This window comes from Ktedonospora formicarum, from assembly GCF_016587355.1.
Taxonomy (GTDB): domain Bacteria; phylum Chloroflexota; class Ktedonobacteria; order Ktedonobacterales; family Ktedonobacteraceae; genus Ktedonobacter; species Ktedonobacter formicarum.
The window spans coordinates 3998006-4020927 of sequence record NZ_BNJF01000001.1; the positions used below are offsets into that span (position 1 = coordinate 3998006).

General features: G+C 54.2%; 19 protein-coding genes and 1 riboswitch. Of the genes, 11 read left to right on the top strand and 8 right to left on the bottom strand.

All coding sequences use genetic code 11. The annotated features are described in order from the left end of the window. Positions 1–90: 90 nt before the first annotated feature. The 4 genes from K3T82_RS17255 to K3T82_RS17270 form a co-directional block, all read right to left on the bottom strand. Positions 91–480, bottom strand: a complete 390-nt coding sequence (locus K3T82_RS17255) for a response regulator (protein WP_220194680.1) — start codon at positions 478–480, stop codon at positions 91–93. 72 nt (positions 481–552) lie between these two features. Further along, on the bottom strand, positions 553–2433 hold the full coding sequence (locus K3T82_RS17260) for a sensor histidine kinase (RefSeq protein WP_220194681.1): 1881 nt from the start codon (positions 2431–2433) through the stop codon (positions 553–555). 529 nt (positions 2434–2962) lie between these two features. After that, positions 2963–3502, bottom strand: coding sequence for an anti-sigma factor family protein (locus K3T82_RS17265; protein WP_220194682.1), 540 nt, complete (start codon positions 3500–3502; stop codon positions 2963–2965). Then, a complete protein-coding gene (locus K3T82_RS17270) occupies positions 3499–4035 on the bottom strand; it encodes an RNA polymerase sigma factor (protein WP_220194683.1) in 537 nt (178 codons plus the stop codon). Before K3T82_RS17270 ends, K3T82_RS17265 begins: the two co-directional genes overlap by 4 nt. A gap of 317 nt (positions 4036–4352) precedes the next feature. On the opposite strand from K3T82_RS17270, the gene mtnA reads away from it, so the two are divergent. The 6 genes from mtnA to K3T82_RS17300 all read left to right on the top strand — a co-directional run bounded on the left by mtnA (position 4353) and on the right by K3T82_RS17300 (position 11819). Beyond that, positions 4353–5495: an S-methyl-5-thioribose-1-phosphate isomerase gene (gene mtnA, locus K3T82_RS17275; protein ID WP_220194684.1), complete on the top strand. Its 1143-nt coding sequence runs from the start codon at positions 4353–4355 to the stop codon at positions 5493–5495. Positions 5496–5531: 36 nt separating this feature from the next. Further along, positions 5532–6161: an HD domain-containing protein gene (locus K3T82_RS17280; RefSeq protein WP_220194685.1), complete on the top strand. Its 630-nt coding sequence runs from the start codon at positions 5532–5534 to the stop codon at positions 6159–6161. A gap of 77 nt (positions 6162–6238) precedes the next feature. Next, on the top strand, positions 6239–7177 hold the full coding sequence (locus K3T82_RS17285; protein WP_220194686.1) for a PfkB family carbohydrate kinase: 939 nt from the start codon (positions 6239–6241) through the stop codon (positions 7175–7177). 241 nt (positions 7178–7418) lie between these two features. Beyond that, the gene (gene ahcY / locus K3T82_RS17290) at positions 7419–8687 is read left to right on the top strand and encodes an adenosylhomocysteinase (RefSeq protein WP_220194687.1); all 1269 of its coding nucleotides are present in this window, start codon (positions 7419–7421) and stop codon (positions 8685–8687) included. 189 nt (positions 8688–8876) lie between these two features. Further along, positions 8877–9016: riboswitch (SAM riboswitch) on the top strand. A 226-nt stretch (positions 9017–9242) separates the two neighbouring features. After that, positions 9243–10487 carry a methionine adenosyltransferase gene (metK, locus tag K3T82_RS17295; RefSeq protein WP_220195129.1) on the top strand — a complete coding sequence of 415 codons (1245 nt, stop codon included), beginning with the start codon at positions 9243–9245 and terminating at the stop codon, positions 10485–10487. A gap of 180 nt (positions 10488–10667) precedes the next feature. Beyond that, positions 10668–11819 (top strand): acyl-CoA dehydrogenase family protein, encoded by a 1152-nt coding sequence (locus K3T82_RS17300; protein WP_220194688.1) that lies wholly within the window; start codon positions 10668–10670, stop codon positions 11817–11819. Between the two features lie 93 nt (positions 11820–11912). Here K3T82_RS17300 and K3T82_RS17305 read toward each other — a convergent pair whose 3' ends face one another. The 3 genes from K3T82_RS17305 to K3T82_RS17315 form a co-directional block, all read right to left on the bottom strand. Next, a complete protein-coding gene (locus K3T82_RS17305) occupies positions 11913–13919 on the bottom strand; it encodes a zf-HC2 domain-containing protein (RefSeq protein ID WP_220194689.1) in 2007 nt (668 codons plus the stop codon). Beyond that, positions 13916–14749: an RNA polymerase sigma factor gene (locus tag K3T82_RS17310; protein ID WP_220194690.1), complete on the bottom strand. Its 834-nt coding sequence runs from the start codon at positions 14747–14749 to the stop codon at positions 13916–13918. Before K3T82_RS17310 ends, K3T82_RS17305 begins: the two co-directional genes overlap by 4 nt. An 873-nt stretch (positions 14750–15622) precedes the next feature. Next, a complete protein-coding gene (locus K3T82_RS17315; protein ID WP_220194691.1) occupies positions 15623–16885 on the bottom strand; it encodes an AAA family ATPase in 1263 nt (420 codons plus the stop codon). Positions 16886–17331: 446 nt separating this feature from the next. On the opposite strand from K3T82_RS17315, the gene holB reads away from it, so the two are divergent. The 5 genes from holB (at position 17332) to K3T82_RS17340 (ending at position 22483) form a co-directional block, all read left to right on the top strand. After that, a complete protein-coding gene (gene holB, locus K3T82_RS17320; RefSeq protein ID WP_220194692.1) occupies positions 17332–18363 on the top strand; it encodes a DNA polymerase III subunit delta' in 1032 nt (343 codons plus the stop codon). 86 nt (positions 18364–18449) lie between these two features. Continuing rightward, the gene (locus K3T82_RS17325) at positions 18450–19247 is read left to right on the top strand and encodes an enoyl-CoA hydratase/isomerase family protein (RefSeq protein ID WP_220194693.1); all 798 of its coding nucleotides are present in this window, start codon (positions 18450–18452) and stop codon (positions 19245–19247) included. 229 nt (positions 19248–19476) lie between these two features. Next, a complete protein-coding gene (locus K3T82_RS17330) occupies positions 19477–20475 on the top strand; it encodes an NAD-dependent epimerase/dehydratase family protein (RefSeq protein ID WP_220194694.1) in 999 nt (332 codons plus the stop codon). Between the two features lie 154 nt (positions 20476–20629). Then, positions 20630–21559 carry a hypothetical protein gene (locus K3T82_RS17335; RefSeq protein WP_220194695.1) on the top strand — a complete coding sequence of 310 codons (930 nt, stop codon included), beginning with the start codon at positions 20630–20632 and terminating at the stop codon, positions 21557–21559. A gap of 93 nt (positions 21560–21652) precedes the next feature. Beyond that, the gene (locus K3T82_RS17340) at positions 21653–22483 is read left to right on the top strand and encodes an MOSC domain-containing protein (RefSeq protein ID WP_220194696.1); all 831 of its coding nucleotides are present in this window, start codon (positions 21653–21655) and stop codon (positions 22481–22483) included. Between the two features lie 141 nt (positions 22484–22624). Here the strand turns inward: K3T82_RS17340 and K3T82_RS17345 are convergent, their stop codons facing one another. Beyond that, positions 22625–22909, bottom strand: coding sequence for a hypothetical protein (locus tag K3T82_RS17345; protein WP_220194697.1), 285 nt, complete (start codon positions 22907–22909; stop codon positions 22625–22627). Between the last annotated feature and the right edge of the window lie 13 nt (positions 22910–22922).

A 22922-nucleotide genomic window follows, 5' to 3' on the forward strand; every position in this document is an offset into this window, starting at 1 on the left:
CAGAAAACCTGAGCGCGGATGCGCTAGCCGCGAGGAGCGGCGCCGTGCCCTCGAATGAGGGTTGGTTTCCGTATAAGACCCAGCTCTTTTTTAAGAAAGCAAGCGCTCCACGATTTCAAGGAGCTGGCGTGGCTTGAAGGGCTTGGTCAAGTATTCGGTACAACCAATCTCGCGTGCCGCCTCTCCTTCATCATCGAGCGCATATGCGGTGACGGCGATAATGGGTATGCGCTCCATGCCGGGGCGGGCACGAATGAGTTGCGTGGTCTGGTAGCCGTCGAGCACAGGCATGGAAAGATCGGTCAGAATCAGATCAGCTCGCTCACGGTCCAGGATTGCCAGGGCTTCGCGACCGTTCGCGGCGGAGATGCATCGATAGCCGCGTGTTGAGAGCACCCGCTCAATCAGAATGCGGTTTGAGAGCTCATTCTCGATAATAAGAATGGTCTGCTGCTGTGGTTGTTGTATATTGTGAGACATTCACATATCCCCCTACTACGTAGTTATCTCTGGTTGGCTTGTCTGCCTCATTGATGAAGTTGTGATTACTTACTAACCTGCGTGCGCGGCAGAGGTAGCGGCAACGGGGAGCGTAAAAGCGAATGTTGTTCCCCGACCCGGAACACTTTCTACCGACATCTCGCCCCCCTGGAGCTCTACTAGCTTACGCGCGATAGTCAGTCCTAGTCCTGTGCCGCCAAAACGGCGGGTAGTGCTACCGTCCGCCTGACGAAACGCCTCAAAGATATAGCCCAGGGCGGCTGGCGAAATACCGATTCCAGTATCGCTCACCGAAATATAGACCTGGGCGCGCTCTGGAAGATGCTGGCAGCGGATAGTGACCCCTCCTTTTTCCGTAAACTTCAGGGCATTGGAGACCAGATTGAGAGCTATCTGACGTAAGCGCTGGCTATCAGCCAGTATACGTGGCAACTGTGGGTCATAATCTAGCTTCAGGTAGAGCTCTCGCCCAAGTGCCATAGGCTTAAGCTGGTTTATGACCTCTGTAAGGCAGGTGCTCAGGTCCAGCACCTCTGGCTTCACCTCGATGCGGTCCGCCTCGATCTTGGAGAGGTCGAGCATATCATCAACTAGACGCGAAAGATCTTCGGCACGATTCACCACAAACTGGATATGTTCCTCTTGCTCCGGTGTAAGCTCGCCTTCGACATAGCCCTCCAGCAGCAAGGCTCCATAACTAATAATACTATGTAGAGGTGTGCGTAGCTCATGTGTGACATTGGCGAGAAATTGTGACTTGAGCATGTTCGCGCGCTCCAGGGCCGCATTCTTCTCCTTGACTTCCGCGAAGAGCAGTGTGTTCTGGATGGCTATTGCGGCCTGAATAGCGGCAGTACTCAAGAGAAAGGTTTCATGATCGCTTACGGTGCGTGGAGCATTGGTGTAGAGCATAATAGCACCAATGGCCTGATCCTGAAGGAGGATCGGGACAGCGATGACGGAGTGATAGCCCATATCAAAGGCCAGTTGTGCCCAATGCTCTCCTTGCTCCTGATGGATACCGTTGATGTCTTCTCTGTAAGCGATATTCTTCTTGTGCATGACCATCTGGGCGAGCAATGTATCCAGTTCACGCAATGCTGAGCGCGGGATGCGCGAGGGCGCGGTTTTCGAGTCTGGTGTCGGAGCCGCCGTTGGGATTGGATAGTTATTCTGATTTGATGAATGGCTGCGTCCGAAGGTGGAAAGTGCCACCATTTTAGTCGTAGCTGCCAGGGTTATATCGCGGTTGGGATCAGCATAGACGGTAACGTTTTTCCCCAACGAGACGCGGGGCGTGCCCAGAGGGGGCGTGAAGGGAGAATTCGTAGTGGGCTCCTCGGATTCCACTGGCTGCCATTGCGCGACTGCCCAGGGGGCAGGCATCTCGCGACCATATAATTGCAGCGAAATATGATTGACACGCATAATAGCCCCAAGGCGCGCGACAATCTCACCAAGAAGTTGTTCAAGATTGAGCGTGGAGATAAAAGCATCATTCATAAATAAAAGGTGGTTCATCTGCTCCACCATAGCCTGATTCTCATGCTCTAGCGACTCCGTGAACTGGCTAAAAGCGTGCTCTAGGTCACCAATATCGCTTTTGAGTGGATGGGTAGGTAATTGGGAGGCTTGGGCGTTATCGCTATGCTGAACTGCGAGCGTACTAATATGGTTTTGGAGCCGTGAGAGTGGGCGTAGGAAGAGTCGATTGGTGAGCAGTGTATAGGTGACCACTCCAAGCGCGAAGACGCATATGCCCAGCCCCAGGAGCAGAAAGGGGAGGCGCGAGCTTGAATGACCAACACCACGTTCCGCGTACAGGTTAATCAGGCTCCATGAGAGGATGCCAAAAACGAGTAGGCAGAGCAAAAGAATGACGGTTGTGATCGCTATTAACTTCGCACCTAACGATCGAGATAAAAAACGCATTCGACCCCTTCCAAAAACACCATAAGAGCAAGGGGAGAACGGGGTGCCAGCTCGTCCTCCCCTTACCACGCGTATACAGGTCTGCATACACGGAACACTAAGAGGATGCGCGTGTAGACCCCATGGGGAAAAGGTCTCACGGAAAAGTAGATGTACGCTACAAGCCGCTCGTCGAGGTGGGTCTGCTTGCTCACATACACCCCGCTTCCATCCTAGGCCTATGTATTATAACGTATAAGTGTGCAAATTGTTATCACTTTTAAGGGCAAAATTCGGTATGAGCAGAAATTCATCAAATTTGGTCATCTACCATCTGAAAACCTGAGCATGAGAACGCTAGCCGCGATAGCGGCGCCATGTCCTCGAATGAGGGTTGGTCTTCGCAGAAGACTATTAGCGAATATCATCTCAATGCCTACATATGCAGCACTCATACCTTTGGCACCGCATATGAGGCGTTCAGCTTCCAATGCGGCGGCCTCCGTTCTCAATCGCCCTGCATGTTGTTTTGATTGTATCACCGAGAGATTTATAGATGAATGCCGATGAAAAGACCAGCCAAAAAGGCGAGGAGGATGCTACAGGTAATGCATGTAATGAGAAGGTAGCGTCGGAGTCTAAGGTGGAGCGCTAAGCGAAGAAGGCGTGTAGAGGAGATGAGCGCGAGAGGTGTCGTAATAGAGATGCGCGCTACCTTATCTGTGGTGCGTTCTTCTGGCTGCTCATCAATGGTTGGTAATGGAAGGAGAGAAGTACGCCCACCTGGGAGTGAGACGAGGTGAGGGCGTCCGGGGCGGGCAAAGGGCGGCAGTGTTGACTGCTGACCCTGTGCGTATATATTTAGACTTCGATGTGTGGGTGATGAAGCGAAAATGCGTGTATAGAGTGTTGCGTCTGGCTCAACTCGGGGCATCTGGGAGAGGATCGTATCCAGGTAGCGGAAATCCGCGAGTGTGTTACTACAGGAGCGGCAATGTCGAAGGTGGTTGGTGATACGCTGATAGGCCTCGGCTGCGAGCTGACCGTCAAGGTAGATGCTTAGAAGCTCCTTGACCTGCTCGCATTTCATTTTGCCGCTCCTCCCTGCTCTAAGGCTCGGTAATGTTCTCGAAACGACTGGCGCGCACGCGACAGATACATCTTGACGCCACTTTCAGCTATATTGAGGGCTGAAGCGATTTCACTGTAGGAGAAGCCTTCCTGCGTGTAGAGGAGAAGTGCTGCTCTATATTGTTGCGGCATACGACGAAGGGCGGCACGCACAAGTTCTGTGGTGCCGTAGATCTCCTGTGGATCGGCGCTCTCGACATCGGCGGGCTCATGATCAAGGTCCTGCCAGGGAAGCCAGGCGATCAGCTTGCGTCGACGAAGGGCATCGTAAGCTGTATTCGTCGCAATCCGGTATAGCCAGGCCGATAGCTTGAGGCTCGAATCCATCTTTGGAAGCGCGCGAAAGGCTTTGAGAAATGTATCCTGCGTTAAATCATCAGCCTGTTCGCGATCACCTACTAGGTGATAGACGTAATTGTAAATCGCTGTCTTATATTCGTCGTATATTTGCTCAAAGGACCATGTACATTCCTTTGTTTCCACCCGGGCCATGCGTTGTTATCCCTTCGATGGCTACAATTATCACTTGTCCGTTCCAAAGCAAGAGATAAGCATCCATGATTGGATAACAATGACAGGATCAGGTGTGAGCGCCTGCCAGGATGGCTTCATCCTTCTGTGTAGTGGAACGGACAACTACTGCAATCAGTAACATCTCAACGTCGTGAGAAAACTTGCAGTTGCGCTATGTTTCGTCTATCATGGTAGCATACTTTTGTGGATTTATCGCTATTTTAGCCCTATGCTGTAGTACTATTGGGCGGGCGATGCCCCCTTGCTTTACCTTTCTCGTTACATTACGGGAAGCCATGCAAAATTTCCTGCCTGTGTTGAAGGAGGCACCCCTGAATACTCTAACTCAGTCTCAATGGCAGCGCACTGTCTGGTGGGAGGAGGATGCGCAAGGGGCCATTGTCTGCCTGCTGGATCAGTCTGTCCTGCCACTTCAGATGAGCGTGCTGCGTTTGCGGCATGAGCATGAGGTCGCTGAGGCTATCACCTCGCTCAGAGTTCGTGGCGCGCCTGCTATTGGGGTAACAGCCGCGTTCGGCATGGCGCTCGCCGCTCACCGTCTCTGGCATGAGCAAGGGGCAGAGTCTCCCCTTGAGAGCGCTTATCGCTCCTTGATGCAAGTGGAAGCCCTGCTGCGCGCGACACGCCCAACTGCAGTGAATCTCTTCTGGGCGCTTGAGCGTATGCTTGCTTGCCTGCACACTGCCCAGGAAGAGCGAGTGGTTGAGACCCTGCCCCAACTTGCACATTTGCTCACACAGGAGGCTCTACGGATTGCTGAGGAGGATGAACGCTCTTGTGAGGCAATGGGTCGCCTGGGGGCGGACCTACTCCAGGATGGCGATAGCGTGTTGACCCACTGCAATGCAGGTTCATTGGCGACTGCCGGGATCGGGACTGCGCTTGCACCCTTCTATATTGCTCACCAGCAAGGGAAACGCCTGCATGTCTTCGTAGACGAGACTCGTCCTGTTCTCCAGGGCGCGCGCTTAACAGCCTGGGAACTTCAGCGGGCTGGTATTCCCCTGACACTGATTACCGATAACATGGCTGGCTATTTCATGCGGCAGGGGAAGATCAAGGCCGTATTTGTGGGGGCTGACCGCGTCGCCGCTAATGGCGATGTCGCTAATAAGATCGGAACCTACAGTGTGGCTGTTCTGGCGCATGTGCATCACATTCCATTCTATGTGGTGGCACCTTGCTCTACGATTGACCTGGCGTTGGAAACGGGCGAGCAGATTCCTATAGAACAGCGCAAGCCGGAGGAGGTTACCTGTATTCGCGGCGAACGGATTGCGCCGCTAGACGTTCCGGTCGCCAATCCGGCCTTTGACGTTACTCCGCATACCTATGTCACTGCAATTATTACTGATCGTGGGATCGCGCGTGCTTCATATAGCACGTCGCTACGCCAGTTACTAGCCCCGGATGCATAATGCTGGACTGGATAGTATTTCATATAGGAAGGTTCGATGGAAACTGATGTCATACATGCCACCGCGCAATATGCGGAAGAGGTGCTTGGGAGTGAGGGGTTGCGCTATGTGAGCGCGGTTGTGGCGAACTGTAAGATGCTCGCGCTTCAGCTAGAGGCGCAGGAGGAGCAATCCGCTCCCATTGATACCGACGCGCTGACTGTGTCGGCGTATTTGCATGATATCTCAAATGTTACTCATGGTGTGCCCAACCATGCGCGCCAGTCGGCGGACATGGCGGTCTCCTTCTTACTGCGTGAGCAAGCACCTGATACGCTGGTCCAGAAAGTGGAGCAGATCATTTTGCTGCACTCGATACCGTCCACTAATACGGAGACGGAAGTGCCTATCGAAGCGCGTATCCTGTATGATGCCGACAAATTAGGGCGCTTGAGTGGCCTGGCAGTCGTAACCTCACTCATCGAATTTGGGGCGCGCTATCCCAATCGTGCGGTCAATGGCGATGTGCTAGCCGGTGTGCTGCGACATATTGAAGAGCGCTTTATCGAACTGTATCAGTCGCTCCATACAGAACCAGCACGCGAGATGGCACAGGAGAAGTTCCATAGTACCCTGGCATTTCTGGATGGTGTCATCGAGCACTTGAGCGATGCTACACCTGTCTAGAGGTTTTCTCACAAGATGTAGCCAAACGTGATACAATCCCCTCTGTCGAAATTAACTCATTTGGAGGCATGTTAGTCGTGTCGATTCTTGTTGTGGGTTCAGTCGCGCTGGATAGTGTGGAGACCCCCTTTCAAAAGAAAGATAGCGCCCTTGGTGGGGCTGCTTCATATTTCTCTACAGCGGCTTCGCTGTATGACGAGGTTAACCTGGTCGCGGTTGTAGGAAGTGACTTTCCTCAGGAGCACCTCGATTTCTTTAGGAATCGTGGCATTAACCTCAGCGGCTTGCAGGTGGAAGAGGGCAAGACGTTCGCCTGGGGTGGACGTTATCACATGGATATGAACCATCGTGATACGCTCTTTACTGAGCTGGGCGTCTTTGCGGACTTCCACCCAGTCGTTCCTGAGTCATACCATCAGAGCCCTCTGCTCTTTCTTGCCAATATTCTGCCAACCTTGCAGATGGAGGTGCTGGAGCAGGTTCCACGTGCTCGCCTGACGGTACTGGACACGATGGAACTCTGGATCATGACCGCTCGTCAGGAGCTAACCGAGGTTATCAAACGCGTCGATATCCTGCTGATGAGCGAGGAAGAAGTGCGTCAGTATACCGAGAAGGCAAGCATCCTGGCTGGTGCGCGGCAACTGCTGGATATGGGCCTGAAGTATCTGGTGGTTAAGCTGGGCAGCTATGGCGCGCTGCTCTTTGGCGCGGATGGCACCTACTTTAGCGCTCCTGCTTATCCTCTGGAGGAAGTAATTGATCCCACTGGCGCGGGCGATGCCTTTGCGGGTGGCCTGTTGGGTTACCTCTCAACGGTTCAGCCGGGTCCAGATGGCGCGTACACCTCCGATGATATGAAGCGTGCGGTCGTGCATGGCAATATCATCGGCTCGTTTGTCTGCCGCGATTTTAGCATCAATGGTTTGCGTGAGCTGTCGATTAAGGATGTGGAGAAGCGCTACAACGAGCTTGTAATGTATTCACACTTTGACCCTCACTGGAAAGCTCTCTAACGGAAGACTTCACCGCGCCAGGGGATTGGATATGTGGTGCTTGCGAGTGTTGTATCACATATTCTGATTCTGAGATGGTGTGGTGTAATCCTGTGGAGGGGAAATCAAAGCTGGAGTCCTGTCGTACGCATCATAGATGGGATTTGTTGTACAATTGAAGATAGTGCGCAAACTATTTCACGTATTTGCCGGGCAAACTGCCCGTTTCTCTATTGTAGAAGAAGGGAACTAAGAAAGACATATGACTACTTCGACTCGTGGCGACGTAAAGGATCTGTCGCTGGCTGCTCGCGGTAAAGACCGCATTGAGTGGGCCGCGAAGGATATGCCCGTCCTGCGCCTCATTCGTGAGCGCTTCGCCAAAGAGCAGCCGCTCAAGGGCGTCCGCATGTCAGGGTGCTTACATATTACGACTGAGACCGCGAACCTGGCAATCACGCTAAAGGCTGGTGGTGCGGATCTGGTGCTCTGCGCCTCCAATCCGCTCTCGACGCAGGATGACGTCGCGGCGGCTCTGGTGAGCGAGTATGGCATCCCAACTTTCGCGATCAAGGGCGAAGACGAGGAGGTCTACTACAGCCACATTAACGCGGTGCTGGACCACAAGCCCAATATGACGATGGACGATGGCTGTGACCTGGTATCGACCTTGCACACCAAGCGCACTGAACTGCTGGACAACATCGTCTCGGGTCTGGAAGAGACCACAACGGGCGTCATTCGCCTGAAGAGCATGGAGGCCAATAAGGTCTTGCGCTTCCCCGTCCTGGCTGTGAACGATTCAGATACCAAGCACATGTTCGATAACCGCTATGGAACAGGCCAGAGCTCGCTGGATGCCATTATCCGCTCGACGAACATCTTGATCGCGGGTCGCACGGTTGTGGTCTTTGGCTATGGCTGGTGTGGTCGCGGTGTCGCGTCTCGCGCGCATGGCCTGGGCGCGAACGTAATCGTGTGCGAAGTTGATCCAACCCGCGCTCTTGAGGCCGTGATGGATGGCTACCGCGTCATGCCCGGTGTTGAGGCCGCCGCGCAGGGTGATATCCTTATCACCGTGACTGGCGACATCAACGTTATCGATCAGAAGCACCTGGAGAACATCAAGGATGGTGCCTTGATCGCTAACTCCGGCCACTTCAACGATGAGATTAACATCCCCGCTCTAGAGAAGCTGTCAACCGGCAAGCGCCGCGTACGCGACTTCGTTGATGACTACACCTATAGCGATGGTCGCCATGTGTACCTGCTAGCTGAGGGCCGCCTGGTCAACCTCTCCGCCGCTGAGGGCCATCCCGCCAGCGTGATGGATATGAGCTTCGCGAATCAGGCGCTTGGTGCCGAGTACATGCTGAAGCAGGGCAAAGACCTGGAGCCACGCGTGTACACCATTCCTACTGAGATCGATAAGCAGATCGCAAGCTTGAAGCTTCAGTCCATGGGTGTACGTATCGATACCCTGACCGAGGAGCAGGAGTCCTACCTTAACTCCTGGGAGTCGGGCACCTAATTTCAGGATAAGATCACAACGTAAGCAGGGGAGGCACGCATGCCTCCCCTGCTTACGTTGTGACTTCTGTTCGTAGGCTGTGTGGTTGACAATGGCTGAACCTTTGACGTACAATCAAGTGAGGAAGCGTTCAGCCAGTAAGCGTTGAACGCGGTACATCAAAAACGAAACAAATTTGCAATGAGATAGCTCTCATCAAGAGAGGTGGAGGGACACGGCCCGACGAAGCCCGGCAACCCACTTATCTCGCTTTAGAGGTGTTCGGTTACGGACGCGCGAGTGAGAAGGGTGCCAATTCCGGCGGAGATTTTGTATCCGCAAGATGAGGGGAATGCGCATAACTGCCAGACCCCTGCCATGCAAGGGGTTTTTTTGTGCCTCGATATCTTTAGAGAGATGGTTGGAGGCAAATAGAGGCTTCCCATAGCGCCTGAGCGCGAATGTGGCGCTCACCCCCGGACCTGGTTGCATATCTTTCCACCTGTTTCGTGACGTGCAGGTGCCGTCAGTGTATTTTGTTGTTAGAGAGGAAGGTGCCAACCTTTGAGCAATTTTATGGAAAGCCCGAAGTCATTCTTTACCAGTGAGTCGGTCACCGAGGGGCATCCAGATAAATTATGTGACCAGATTTCCGATGCCATCCTGGACGCGATCATTACTCAAGACCCGCTAGCGCGTGTCGCGTGTGAGACAGCGACGACAACTGGTCTGGTGCTAGTGGCGGGTGAGATTTCGACTTCGGCCTGGGTGGATATGCCCGCGATTGTCAGAAAAACGATTGAGCAAATCGGCTACATCAATGCCGAGTATGGTTTCGATTATCGCACCTGTGGCGTTGTTACCTCCATTGGTAAGCAGTCGCCCGATATCGACATGGGTGTGAGTTCCTCGCTAGAGGCGCGTGGCGCGGCTGTCCACCTGAGCGATGATGAATTAGAGCGGATTGGCGCGGGCGACCAGGGTATGATGATTGGCTTCGCCTGTAATGAGACGCCAGAGTTTATGCCGATGCCTATCAGTCTCGCGCACAAGCTAACACGCCAGTTATCACAGGTGCGGCGGAGCTCCTGGGGTGGCAATGGTCCAATGACCTATCTGCGCCCTGATGGCAAGAGCCAGGTAACGGTACAGTATGAGCATGGTAAGCCAGTGCGCGTGGATACGGTTGTCATCTCGACCCAGCACGCTGATTATGTTGACCGTGAGCAGATTCAGCAAGATGTGCTTGAGCATGTGATCAAGCCGGTCATTCCTGAGCATTTGCTGGATAAAGAGACCAAAGTTCTGGTGAACCCCACCGGGCGCTTTGTCCTGGGTGGTCCTATGGGCGACGCTGGTCTGACCGGGCGTAAGATTATCGTCGATACTTACGGCGGTATGGCACGTCATGGCGGTGGTGCCTTCAGTGGCAAAGATCCCACGAAGGTTGATCGTTCAGCTGCCTATGCCGCGCGCCACATTGCCAAGAATATCGTAGCGGCTGGACTGGCTGACCGCATTGAGTTGCAGGTTTCGTATGCGATTGGCGTGGCGCGTCCGCTCTCACTCTTCATCGAGACCTTTGGTACCGGCAAGGTAGCGGACGAAGAGATCATTCGCCTGATCAACGAGCACTTTGATCTGCGTCCGGCGGGCATCATTCAGGAATTGCGCCTGCGCCGTCCTATTTATCAGCCGACGGCGGCCTTTGGGCACTTCGGTCGTACCGACGTGAACCTGCCCTGGGAGGAACTGAACAAGGTGCCAATGTTGCGCAAGGGCGTTGGCGCGAGCACCACAAGCGACACCGCCATTTCATAAGAAGATTTATGGCAAACCGGGGCAGCGCAAAATGCACTGCCCCGGTTTGCTATTATGCGTGGATAAGCCAGGGGGAAGGGCTAAGCAATCACTTGCGAGCATCGGATATAATGAAACGTTGGTAGAGATTAACTGTACCACATTGAAGAGAACACGTTCGCAAGAAAGGAACCTGACTGTATGGACTTTAGCCTCAATGACGAGCAGACAGCCATACGTGATACCTGTCGCGAATTCGCCGAGCAGGAGATCAAGCCGCGCGCGGAGGCAATGGACGCCACGGGCGAGTTTCCCTATGACCTGATACGGAAGATGGGGCAACTGGGTCTGCTAGGTTTGCCATTTCCTGAGGAGTATGGGGGCGCGGGAGCGGATTTTCTCTCGTATTGTATAGCCATTGAAGAAATCTCGCGGGGAGATGTCTCGGTTGGCATCACTATGGAGGCCCATACCTCGCTGGGTGCGACTCCCTTCTATCTATTTGGTAGTGAGGAGCAGAAGCAGCGCTATCTGGTACCTTTGGCGGCTGGTGAACAATTGTGGGCCTTTGGTCTGACGGAGCCAGAGGCTGGCTCAGATTCGGGTGGAACGAGCACGCGGGCTGTGTTAGGTGGAGATGCACGCTGGCATATCAACGGGTCCAAGGCATTTATTACTAATGCCGGAACCAAGATGACGGGTGGCGTGACGATTACGGCGGTTACGGGTCAGCGCGCGGATGGACGCAAGGAAATCACGAACCTGATCGTACCGAAGGATACGCCGGGTTATGTGATTGGGAAGGCGTATAAGAAGATGGGCTGGAAGGCCTCGGATACGCGTCCGCTCTCCTTCGAGGATTGTGTGATACCAGAGGAGAATATGCTGGGAGGGCGTGGTGATGGTTTCAAGCAGTTTATGCAGATCCTGGATAGTGGACGCGTTGCCATCGCCGCGCTCTCGGTTGGGCTGGCGCAGGCATGTTTGGATGAGTCTCTAGCCTATGCTCATGAGCGTAAGCAGTTTGGGAAGTCGATTAGCTCCTATCAGGCGATCCAGTTCAAGCTAGCGGATATGGCGACGGAGATTGAGCTGGCGCGTTTGATGTACTATAAGGCGGCCTGGCTGCATATGCAGGGGAAGGTGTACCGGCGCGAAGCCTCGATGGCAAAGCTCTTCGCTTCTGAGACGGCCAAGCGGGCCGCAGATCAGGCAGTGCAGATCCACGGTGGTTATGGATTTATGGATGAGTACCCTGTATCTCGCTATTGGCGGAGTGTCAAAATTAACGAGATTGGTGAGGGGACGAGCGAGGTACAACGTATGTTGATTGCCAGAGAGCTCGGGTGCTAGGGCCGCTGCTGAAGCGACGCGGCTACATATGTGGTGGTTGAAGAAAGGAGAGAGGGAGCCCCTTTACCAAGGGACTCCCTCTCTTTGTTTTGGTTAGGGGTGGGCTGGTGGGGCTACCTTGGTAGGCCAGTTGAAGGTCTTGAACAGGACCGTATCGGCTGATTGGGTATTGGTATCCCCGTTCTGCTCGGGTGGGGTGATCCAGACGGCGGTATCGCCCTTCACCGAGAGGAAGATCGTATTTGTCGGGATAGCTTCTTTCACATTGACAGCGTTGTTGGTCAGGACATCAAACATGTTGATGCTCTTGTCCTTGTTCTGCCAGATCAGGAAGCGATCACCGCCCTGAGGGGCCATCGATTGACCCTCGTCGCCGAGCTGTTGTGGCGTGCCAGGATCGCTAATCTGGTAGCCCAGCAGCGTACCCAGAATTCTGGCGTCGGCCTGCAAGGGATAGGACGCCGGATCGTTCTTGGCGATGATTGGTGCCTGTGCAGGCGACGTCGTTGTGGTTGGAGGCACAGACGGCGACGGCGTAGGAGTCGTTTTTGTGTGCGTTGGTGTGCGCGTCGGCGTCGCGGTCGCTGTTCCCTTGCCCTGTGTCGGTGTGGGCGATGGTTTCACAATCAACTCCTGGTCCACGGGTAGCGTGCTCAGGATGAAGAGTGTCCCATTGACGACCTGGGGATGGAACGAGCCACCATCGTCACGGAAGAGCGACTGGAAGGTCTGGTTATGGGGCGTCCAGCGACCATGCTGAGGCGGAGCCTCTTTCTGCTGATTCTGCCAGATGTTGCCATGCAGGGCGTTATCCTCGGTGGTCCATTCCTCTCCCCAATAGATGCTCAGTCCATTGGATGTTGCGGTTGGAGTTGTCAGAATATGACCATCGGTTGCCTTTGCCAACTCAGTTGAGACAGGCTCTTTCTCAGGATCAAGCTGATAGTTATTCAGATGTGATGTGCCCTGGGCGTCGAGCCAGGCGACAAGCAGGTTATTGCTATACGTGCTGGTCCCCTGAAGAGGTGAATTGACCCAGGCCGGAACGGCACTCTGATCGTATGTGCCCTTAAGGAGGGTGATGGGGGTCTTGAAGGTTGGATGACCTTGAGTCCCTTCAGTCTCCTTTTTATCCTTATTCTTGCTGTTTTGCTCCGGATCATTGCCCAGATAGAGGGCCTGGACGCGCCAAGTATGGGGCAGCAGATTCGCCGGAGTGGTATTAGTTGTCGAGTTTTTGCCCGAAGTCGTCTTTGGCGGGTCGACCTGGAGCCAGATTAGCCAGTCATTGAAACTCTCCAGAATGTAGAGCTTGCTGGTCGAATCTTTCTCTAGCAGTGGAATAGGCTCGACGTTCGTATTGCCGGACAGATCGAGCTTTTCCAGCATCCAGGTGAATTGTGAGCTATCGGTTGGATCGGTGACGTTCAGGCTATTCTGATAGGCAGTGTAGTAGAGTGTATCGCGGCTGGCGATAGAGCTAACTACATGTGAGTATGGTCCTTGCGCGGAGCCTTTATACGCGACTGAAATCTGGGTTGGACTCGTGACAGCCACTTGATTGACTATGTGAGGCTGGCTAGCCGAGTTATTGCCTGTCTGAGACATCAGGACGAGTGAAGAGATGCCACTGACCATAATGAGCATAAGCACGGCGGCGGCGATGCCGACGATGCTGGCGTGGCTCATGCGTGCGAGGCGAGGACGCTTGCGTACCATAGGTACGACGGGTAGAGGACCGGTTTCGGCGGACGAGAAGGTGGTGAGAGGTTCAAGGTGCTTCTCATCTGCTGAAAGGTCTTTGAGATAAGGTTTTAGGAAAGAAGGTGTCGGTGTTGAAATGTCCAGGGATGCGTTGCGCTGGATATAGCGGGTGTGTTCAGCCGCAAGAGCGCGCATGAGTTTGGCATGTGCCACCGGCGATGGCGAGAGGGGCGGCAATGCGCGGATACCCTCGCCGATAAACGAATTTTGTTGTTGAATCTCGCGGCAGGCAGAGCATTCTTTCAGGTGTGCGTCCAGAGCAGGAAGCACATCTGCCTTTGCCTTGCGTAATTCATCATAATTGGCGAGAAGTTCTCGCGCTTCACTACAGTTCACTCTTCACCGACCTCTTTTTTGTACAATGCGATAAAGCGTTCCCGCGCTCGCATCAGGCGCATCTTCACAGCGGATGCACTGATACTAAGCACTTCAGCAATCTCTGCACAAGATAGGCCATCGTTTTCATAGAGCCAGAGGCAAGAAGAGTATTTAGGAGGAAGTTGCTCGAAGACGCGTTCGACGATCTCGCGATCAGCAACGCGATTCTCGAACTTACCGCCATCATAGCTATTCCGCTCATAGGCGGCGCTTACCGCGCTGGCGCGAGCCTCATGGACCTGTTCATCGTTATTATAGCTTTCGCCGCTCGCATTTCCTGAATCCGAGACAACTCCAGCGCCGATGCCGCGATCCTCGTTAAAGAGGGAAAGCGGGAGCCATGAAATCAGGCGACGCCTCCGCAACGTATCAGTCGTTGTGTTTGACGCGATACGGTAGAGCCAGGCCGAAAGTGCACCCGGCTGAACCTGTGTGCCTCCTAGCAATGCCCTGTATGCCTTGACGAAAACGTCTTGCGCCAGGTCGTAGGCTTGCTCCCGGTTGCCAAGCAGGTGATAGATGTAATTGGTAATAGGGCCTTGATAGCGCTGGAAGATGTCTTCAAAGTCTTCAATGCTGACATGTTCAGAAGCCTGGGTCCGCTGATCTTGTGCATCGGCGGGTGCTGGCTCCTGTGAAGGCGATGTTATATCTTCCTTTGGGCTGGTCTCTTCTATTACCTCATCTTTGCTGGCTGGTGTAGAACTACCAGGAGAACCACGGCGCTCCTCTTCCATAGAAGAGCGCAGACTGCTATTCGTATTGTACAAACGGATAGGGAGATCCATTGGTTACATGAACCTTATCAGTTTTGTGAGAATTTTTTAAGATCTTTGCGAAACTCCATCCCCATGTAGAGATACCTTCATTTGAAAGATCAGATTGAGTAGCGAGCCCGGCACAGGCTAAAGTGCTGCGCCTACATATATAACACGAACTACTCAAGGGTTTCGCAATGACTATTATCTAAGCCGACTCCCAACATCGCCTGATCGGCGGCTAGCGCTTCGCGCTCAGAGAGCCGCAATGACTGTTATTTAAGTCGCCTCTCAACGCCGCCTGATCGGCGGCTAGCGCTTCGCGCTCAGAGAGCCGCAATGACTGTTATTTAAGTCGCCTCTCAACGCCGCCTGATCGGCGGCTAGCGCTTCGCGCTCAGAGAGCCGCAATGACTGTTTTGCATATATTATGTAGCATAGCATATTTGTCCAGGAAGCGCTGTGATCTGGACAACAGGCGGGCTATGAATTGGCAAACAGATAGGAATACTTCATATACGTATGTTTCTCTGTTCGGTTGCGTTTGAGAGGAGTATATAACCTTTCTGTACTCCCCCTCTGAAAGGGGCAAAGATGAAGGACAACAAAGACTCCTCTGCCAACCTGCCTGGCTCGCGTGTGTCGCGTAGCTCTCCCTTACATGCCGGTGTCCGGCGCTTCCCTGGAGGCGTGCTTGAATGTATACGTATGGGATTAAGTATAGCATACAAACCCCGAAAGCCTTCTTTGATGGTACAGATGGCGGAGCATTAAAGGGTTATGGGAGCGCGCAAGATGGCTCAAGAAGCGCTACTATTGCATGTTCTTTGGTGTTAGAGCGTATGAACGTCCTGGGTAAGCATTTGATGGTCGGTGCTCTGTTTGGGAGAGCCACTCGCGCTATTATTGTGGGTGTTGTCGCATGTGCCTGGTCGGTGGTTGCTTCTGATTGGAAGTGTGAGGGATGGGTGCATCGGGATCGAGAGAGAGTAGGGCTTCAAGCTGGCGTAGCGTTGAGATGTGGTCGAGGAGAGCGGAGTCGTCTGGATGTGGGTTAGTGGAGTTGGATGACGATGGCGAAGTGTGAGGGTTGGCTGCATTGGGTTCGGGGGAGTCGTCAGGTGGAATAGTGTTGAGGGTGAGAAGCGTAAGGGGGAAAACCTCATCAAGAAGGGAGGGCAGCAAGGATTGGATGGTGGGACTGATGGCGTAGCGACCATAAGTAGGTGTGGTGAGCAGGTTGGCTTTGTGCATCTGGGAGAGTACCTGACGCATACAGCCGTGATCGACGTCGAGAGCTGTGGCGAGTTGGAGAGGAGAGAGAGGCGTCTCGCTGCTGTGGATGAGGTGTAGGATTGCGAGGCGTTCGGGGGAGAGCACTTTAGGAGCGCTGATAGTGGTAAGGGAGGCGCTCTCTGCAAGAGTGGCGAAGCGGAAACTCAGGGTATCGGAGGGGCAGTGGAGGAGGTATTGACGGGCTTTGAGGGAACGGCAACTAGTAGTGAGGCGTGTGTAGGAGGAGATGGGAAGGGGGGAGAGGTGCCAGTGGTGGTCGACGTGCTCGACGAGAGGAGTAGAGGCTCGACCGGTGTGCAGGACCAGAATGCTCATATGGCACTGCTCGGCGAGGCGACGCAGGATATCGAGGAGATCACGGTCGCTGCCACGGAAGCGCTGGCGAATGGCGGCGAGGTTATCGATGATGAGCAGGCCGATGTTGGGGGAGGTGAGTTGGGCCTGGAGATTAAGGAAGCCTTCTTTGGTAGTGAGGTCATCAAGGGTATTGGTGAGCGTGAAGTGGAGTCTGTTCTGGATGTTGCGCGGGGCGAAGAGGCGCTCGGTAAGCTCGTGAAGGTGGTCATCCGAGCTATCGAGAGCGAGGTAGCAGACGCGAGCGAGGGAGGTGCGGTAGGGTTGCTGATCTTCGGAGAGGGTGGGGATACGGGAGTTAAGGGCGGGTTCTCCGGTAGCAACGTCGAGGGCGAGATGGAGGGCAAGGGAGGTTTTGCCGGAGCGCGCAGGTCCGGTGAGGAGGGTGAGGCCGGTGGGAAGGAGATTAAAGATGATCATAGGGGTCTGGAAGTGAGATGAAGGAATGAAGTCTGTGATGTGGGTATGAAAGGAACGAGTGGGGCGCTGGAAGAGGTCATGGTAGTTGTGAGCCATATAGTGAGCCTCCATGATGCCGCTGCTAAAGCGACGCGGCTACATATGATATGGTAGAAGTGATGCGGCGAGGTGACGCGGCTACATATGATATGGTAGAAGTGACGCGATTATATACGTTTGTTATATGGAGACAGGTAATTGTTATTTATGACATTTGGTGATGCGATAGTAGGCCTTGGGAGGGGATGCACGACGAGGAACGCACTACCACATTACCACACAAGCCGCCAATGATCCTATATTAGTAGTATATATAATTATTGAGTAAATGTCAATGTTTTTACGATACATAGAAGAAATTGATAGTAAAAATGGAGAATATGTAATTAATGTGTATGGATGTATTCTATACCAGATAATGCCTGCATATGAAGGTAGGGAGAGTTTGTGGGTGTCAAGACGTTGCTCTTGCGGAGTGGTGGGGTTTCTGGTACCATGTTGGAATGGTAAATGAGCTTGTACAGGCACAACAGGGCTGGAATATCGTCGGCCACGAACATGTCATCGATATTTTGCGGCGCGTCCTGGCGTCGCAGCAAGTGCGCCATGCGTATTTGCTTTCGGGTCCACCTCGTATTGGCAAAGAACTGCTGGCGCGGCGCTTTGCTCAGACCTTGCTGTGTACGGGTAATGGGGATAGTCGCGTGGCTCCGCAGAATCCTTGTAATGCCTGCCTGGCGTGCCGCAAGGTGCTTCATGGCAACCACCCGGATGTACATATTATTGCCAAGGCTCCGGATAAGCAGTTCATTGTCATTGAGCAGGTTCGCGCGCTTCAGAACGACTCGGCGCGGCGCACGATGGAGGGGCGGCGCAATATCTTCATTATCCCTGATGCGCACCTGATGAACGTGCAGGCCGCTAATTGTCTATTGAAGACGCTGGAAGAGCCAGAGCAGGATGTTGTTCTGTTGCTGACTGTTCCCGAGCCAGGACTCTTGCTTCCCACTATCCTCTCACGTGTGCAACAGCTTCCCATGCAATTGCTGACCCCGTCCCAGATCCGTCGAGCTTTAAGTGAGTATTGGGAGGTTGAGGAGTCAGAAGCGACACTGGTAGCCGCCCTGGCTGCTGGTCGTATGGGGTGGGCCGTGCAGGCGATTGAGGATGAGGAGATGTTGGAGGAACGTAAGGCGCAGTTGGATGCGCTGGCGAAGCTTCCAACTCAGAACAAGGTGCAACGCTTTGACTTCGCGCAACGGGTTGCTAGCGATAGTGAGCGCACGCGTGAGACGTTAGAGCTGTTTCTCCTATGGTGGCGCGATCTGGTGCTTGCAAGCAATGGCTGCCTTGACCTGACGGTTAACGTTGACATGCGCGATCAATTAAAAGCTCAGGCCGCGAAGATCACGACGGTACAGGCGGAAGAGATGGTGCGTTCTGTCCTGAAGACCGTGGAAGCGCTTGACCAGAATGTGAACGCGCGCATGGCTCTCGAAGTCTTGACGCTGGATGTGCCAACGATCAAGGGATAGCTCTAAACTTGGATGCGCAAACCAACGATAGCCGCTGCTCAGGTGGTGTTGGGATTCGCATAAGAAGTAAGTAAGGAGTGTACTCAATGCGAGGCGATTACCAGTACCTTCTAACACAATTCTCCGACCATATTTTCACCGTCACTATGAACCGTCCCAAAGTATTGAATGCCTTCAACGAAGTCATGCTTGCCGAGTTGAACGAAGCTATGTCCGAGGCTGCGCAGGACGATGATATCCGTTGTATCGTCCTGAAAGGAGCGGGACGAGGCTTCGGTTCGGGGCAGGATTTGAGCGAGTTTGCCAGCGCTTACGCGAGTGGTGAGCCTCTTGAGGTAAGTAAGCACTTGGGCAAGTATCATGATTTGCTGAGAACGCTTCAGGAGATGTCCAAACCCACAATCGCGGCTATCCACGGAGTCGCTGCCGGTATTTCTTGCAATATTGCTCTCGCCTGTGATCTGCGTATCGCCGCCGATGATGCGCGCTTCCTCGAAGCCTTCTCGCGTATTGGTCTGGTGCCTGATGGTGGTGGTGGTTACGCGCTGCCACGCCTGGTTGGCATTGGTAAAGCCCTGGAGATGGCGATGCTTGCCGACGAGGTAAGTGCGCAGGAGGCAGAGCGGCTAGGATTGATCAACAAGTGCGTGCCAGTTGCTGAATTCGAGGAGGCGACCTATCGGCTAGCGCGTCGCCTGGCGAATGGTCCGACGCGCGCCTATGGCTTAATTAAGCAGCTTATGTATCGTGGACTTGATAGCGACTTCGCGACCTCTTTGCGCCTTGAGGGCGAGCTTCAGGATACCGCAATTCGGACTGACGATCACAGAGAGGCCATTCAGGCTTTCTTCGAGAAACGCCCTCCAGAATATAAGGGAAAATAATAGGATCGTCCCAAAACGCATGCTGGTAGCATAGCTTCTATAAGAGCTATGCTACCAGCATGCGTTTTGGGTTGGCGGTGAGGGATTGTGGCAGTTATGCTAGCAGTGAGAGCTGCTGCTGAAGCGACGCGGCTACATATGTGTGGGAGTAGAGCCGCTGCTGAAGCGACGCGGCTACATATGGAGGCTGAAGGCATCTGAATACCGTTGTAGATTGAAGGAGGAAGATATGAAATTATTGCTATTAGGTGGGACCGCATTTCTGGGTCGGCATATAGTGGAGAGCGCGCTTGCGCGTGGGCATGAGGTAACTATTTTTCACCGTGGGAAGACGCGACCGGGGCTCTTTCCCCAGGTAGAAGAGATCCTGGGTGATCGTGAGCATGACCTGCACCTGTTGGAGGGGCGGCATTGGGATGCTGTCATCGATACCAGCGGCTATGTGCCGCGTATTGTAAGGGCTTCCGCTGAGTTGCTAGCTGGGGCGGCAGAGCATTATACCTTTATTTCAACTATCAATGCCTATGGCGATTTTAAAGAGAAGGGTATTGACGAGACGTATCCCCTGGCGACCCTGGAGGATGAGAGCATTGAGGAGGTCACTGGTGAGAGCTATGGTCCGCTCAAGGTGTTGTGTGAGCGGGAAGTAGAGCGGGCCTTCCCTGGCAAGACGCTGATCATCCGACCGGGCCTGATCGTTGGTCCCTGGGATGGCTCGAATCGCTTTACGTATTGGCCGTATCGGCTCGCGCATGGCGGCGAGGTCCTGGCTCCCGATCATCAGGATATGCCGTTGGAGTGGATTGATGTGCGCGACCTTGCAGACTGGGCTGTGCGCCTCTCAGAAGCCAGAGTTACAGGGGCGTTCAATGGCATTGGGCCGGAGCAGCCTGTGCCACTGGGGCAAGTATTGGAGCGCATACGGGTTGCTGTTGGAGGCACTGCGAGTCTGACCTGGGTTGCGGAAGACTTCATCGAGAAACATGAGATTACGCCCTGGATGGAACTTCCGCTCTGGATACCGGGCGAGGATGGCGATGTCTTCTGCACCGTCAAGAACACGAAGGCTGTTGAGTCGGGTCTTACTTATCGTTCGTTGGAGGAGACCGCGCGCGATACCCTGGCGTGGATTCGTGAACAGCAGGATGAGGGTCAGCTAGGGAAGACGCTCGCTCCTGAGCGAGAGCGTGAGGTGCTGGCGGCCTGGCACGAGCGCGGGGAGGTGTGATGCCGCTGCTGAAGCGACGCGGCTACATATGTGTGGGAGTAGAGCTGCTGCTGAAGCGACGCGGCTACATATGTGTGGTATCTGAGCATTGCTGTATAATGTGGGATGTGAATCCGACAAATGTTCCTTATATAGCAAAGGTTTAAGTGAAACGGTGCGTATAGAGAATTTATCATATAACAATGCTCAGAGTCAGGGGCCAGAGCGCCGCGAGTGGTTTCGGACGCACTCGGCGGAGCATCTGGAGCGCTGTGAATCTTTGATGCAGTTGGCATTGCGGAGGCGTCCGGCGAGTACCGCGTCCAGTGTGGTTGTGTTGGGGGCAGGTAATTGTACTGAGGTCCCGCTGGTGACGCTTAATCGGGGCACGGACGAGCTTGTATTGGCGGATCTGGACCTGGCGGGAATGAGACGGGCCTGTGATTTACAGTTGCCCAATCTGGGGCAGCGACGGCGGATGCGCCTGGTCGAGTGTGATCTGACCGGGGGCGTAAGTCGGAATTTGGAGCGGCTTATTCGTCGTCAGCGCTGGGATAAACTGGCACCACAGGGCGCGAGCGCGATCTTTGACGCGGCAGCAAGTTGTCTCGAAGAGTGCGAGGTTCCTGATCCGCCTGTGCTTGATGACCTGGGGCAGGGCCAGTTTGGGGTGGTCATTAGCTCGCTGGTCATGTCCCAGCTTTTCAGTTATCCTATCCTCGATGTGCTGGACCCGATCATTGTAGCCGCGCCAGATTTCTGGGGTGAGCAGGAGCGACATCGACGCTATCAAGAGGCGGCGCAAGCCTTCCGACTGCGTGTGATCAATGCTCATCTGCATCTGCTGGGCTCGCTGGTGGATCAGGATGGTCTGATTGTGCTGTTGAGCGATGTACGCGGCTTTGCCTTTAATGTGTATGGCACCGATCATGACGCGAGCCATCGGCGGGATATTCCCCTGGTTCCACGCGCTTTCTTTGATCTTGTGAAGGAGCAATTTACCATAGCCGAGGAACAGCACTGGGAGTGGCTGACCGACCTGCCTGAGAAGGAGCACTTTGGGCGTGGGTATGAGGTGGTTGGGTATGTGTTGCGGGCGAAATGAGCCGCTGCTAAAGCGACGCGGCTACATATGGTGTGATTGGTGAAGTGATGTGGCTACATATGGTGTTGCTGTTGTAATGGTAAAGGGGAGATTGTGGTTGATATTGTGCTGAGTCGTATTTGTGTTTATCCGATTAAGGGGTGTGGGGGTACAGAGGTAAGGGAAGCCCAGATGTATGAGCGGGGCTTGTGGTATGATCGGCGCTGGATGCTTGCCTATGAGGAGGGACCGAATCTGCACCAGTTGGCCTTTCCGCAGCTTGCCACTATTCGCGCTTTTGTGACGGATGATTGCTTGCAGGTGCGAGCGCCGGGGATGCCGCTGCTCTCGGTTCCTCTGGAGCCTCAGTGGAATGCCCGGCCTCTGGCGGTCCAGTGGTTTGAGGGACGCTGTAAGGCACTGCCTGTTAGCGACAAGGTCGATGAGTGGTTTCGGGATTTTCTGCATGTGCGCTGCCGACTTGTCTTCCTGACGGAGGATACGCGGCGCTCTGTCATGCCAGAGTACACTATTAAGCAGGAGCAACTCTCCTTCACCAGCTATCAATATCATCTGCTGAGTGAGGAGTCGTTGGGCGACCTTAATCGGCGTTTGGCAATGCCTGTCCCGATGGATCGCTTTCGCCCGAATCTGGTCGTCGCGGGGGCGGAGGCCTTCGCGGAAGATGGGTGGAAGACCATAAAGATAGGGAACCATACCTTTCAAACGGTGCGGGCCTGTGATCGCTGCGCTATTACCACAGTTGATCAGGCTAGAGGGATCATGACTGGCAAGGAACCGCTCGCGACGCTCGCGCGCTATCGCACTTTTGGCAAGAAAGTGCTTTTTGGGCAATATCTATTTGGGGAGGGAAGCGGGACGATTCGCGTGGGAGATACGGTGCAAGTGTTGGAATATCAGGAGCCTCCTGGGGTTGCGATGTGAGCCATTGGTGAGATATTCTCCTGGCACGTGATACTTGGGGAAAGAGGTGTGTCCCTGGGTGCGGGATGAGCGCGGGTCGGGAGCCGTGAGGCTCCGACCCTGCTGCTCATCCCACACAGAGGGGATCAGACGATTACATGATCACAAGGACTTGAGGTAGTCCAGCAGTTGCTGGGCGAGCTGGAGGATCTGCTTGCTGAGGTCCCGCCGATCCGTCGCGCCGTTTTCCAATGCGCTGTGCTCTGGGTAGAGCTCGATGAGCTTCTGGATGTTGGGGTGCTGAACCTCGAACCTCTTGAGCCCGAAGGGGTTCTGGAGGACATCTTCCATGGCCTTCCAACTGGTCGGGTCCTGCGAGAGGGCCTCGATGTCCTGCTCAAGCTGTGTGATCGACGCGCTCTTAATTTCCGGGGTGAAGCGCGGCATGGCCGCTCCTTCC

What these genes read in the sequence shown, in the direction of transcription:
- K3T82_RS17325 (WP_220194693.1), top strand. Translation starts at nt 18,450, where the DNA reads ATGCGAGGCGATTACCAGTACCTTCTAACACAATTCTCCGACCATATT.
- K3T82_RS17270 (WP_220194683.1), bottom strand. Translation starts at nt 4,035, where the DNA reads ATGGCCCGGGTGGAAACAAAGGAATGTACATGGTCCTTTGAGCAAATA.
- K3T82_RS17265 (WP_220194682.1), bottom strand. Translation starts at nt 3,502, where the DNA reads ATGAAATGCGAGCAGGTCAAGGAGCTTCTAAGCATCTACCTTGACGGT.
- K3T82_RS17260 (WP_220194681.1), bottom strand. Translation starts at nt 2,433, where the DNA reads ATGCGTTTTTTATCTCGATCGTTAGGTGCGAAGTTAATAGCGATCACA.
- K3T82_RS17345 (WP_220194697.1), bottom strand. Translation starts at nt 22,909, where the DNA reads ATGCCGCGCTTCACCCCGGAAATTAAGAGCGCGTCGATCACACAGCTT.
- ahcY (WP_220194687.1), top strand. Translation starts at nt 7,419, where the DNA reads ATGACTACTTCGACTCGTGGCGACGTAAAGGATCTGTCGCTGGCTGCT.
- K3T82_RS17280 (WP_220194685.1), top strand. Translation starts at nt 5,532, where the DNA reads ATGGAAACTGATGTCATACATGCCACCGCGCAATATGCGGAAGAGGTG.
- mtnA (WP_220194684.1), top strand. Translation starts at nt 4,353, where the DNA reads ATGCAAAATTTCCTGCCTGTGTTGAAGGAGGCACCCCTGAATACTCTA.
- holB (WP_220194692.1), top strand. Translation starts at nt 17,332, where the DNA reads ATGGTAAATGAGCTTGTACAGGCACAACAGGGCTGGAATATCGTCGGC.
- K3T82_RS17300 (WP_220194688.1), top strand. Translation starts at nt 10,668, where the DNA reads ATGGACTTTAGCCTCAATGACGAGCAGACAGCCATACGTGATACCTGT.
- K3T82_RS17310 (WP_220194690.1), bottom strand. Translation starts at nt 14,749, where the DNA reads ATGGATCTCCCTATCCGTTTGTACAATACGAATAGCAGTCTGCGCTCT.
- metK (WP_220195129.1), top strand. Translation starts at nt 9,243, where the DNA reads ATGGAAAGCCCGAAGTCATTCTTTACCAGTGAGTCGGTCACCGAGGGG.
- K3T82_RS17315 (WP_220194691.1), bottom strand. Translation starts at nt 16,885, where the DNA reads ATGGCTCACAACTACCATGACCTCTTCCAGCGCCCCACTCGTTCCTTT.
- K3T82_RS17255 (WP_220194680.1), bottom strand. Translation starts at nt 480, where the DNA reads ATGTCTCACAATATACAACAACCACAGCAGCAGACCATTCTTATTATC.
- K3T82_RS17330 (WP_220194694.1), top strand. Translation starts at nt 19,477, where the DNA reads ATGAAATTATTGCTATTAGGTGGGACCGCATTTCTGGGTCGGCATATA.